This window comes from Shigella sp. SIG3 (assembly GCF_053555855.1).
Genome location: NZ_JBQZXE010000330.1, coordinates 1 through 399 on the forward strand (window position 1 = coordinate 1; position 399 = coordinate 399).

Annotated in this window: 1 protein-coding gene; it reads right to left on the reverse strand. The window is 59.9% G+C overall.

The genetic code is table 11. From position 1 onward, the window contains the following. The coding region (locus ACUU1I_RS21255; protein WP_449144950.1) for a putative phage tail protein at positions 1 to 399 on the reverse strand (399 nt) is incomplete at both ends.

Here is a 399-nt window from a genome sequence, read left to right on the forward strand (position 1 = left end):
TGCGGAATCACAGGGATCGCCACATGTCATCCAGGTGCTGTTGGTGGCGGCTGGCATGTTGACCTGCCAGCAATACCGCCATTCCGGCGCATTCACCGCGTCAGTACAGGCCGATGAGCAGGTGAACGTGCTTTTGTCGTATCGCGTGATGGTGGCATCTGGTCTGCCCAGGGCAGCAAGCTGTGCAAGATAAAAATCCTCGTTGATGCCGCCCGCCAGGTTAACCTTCGCATCCAGCCGTTGCTGACGCTGGCGAAGGGTCTGCGTTCCCGCCGGAATACATTCATCCGGCAGGCCGCACAGACGCTCCCAGCGATTTATCAGTTCGGTGGTGGTGCGCGGATCCAGCTCCCGCATCAGGGCATCCGCACGCTGATGAACGCGGGTTAATGACGGTGC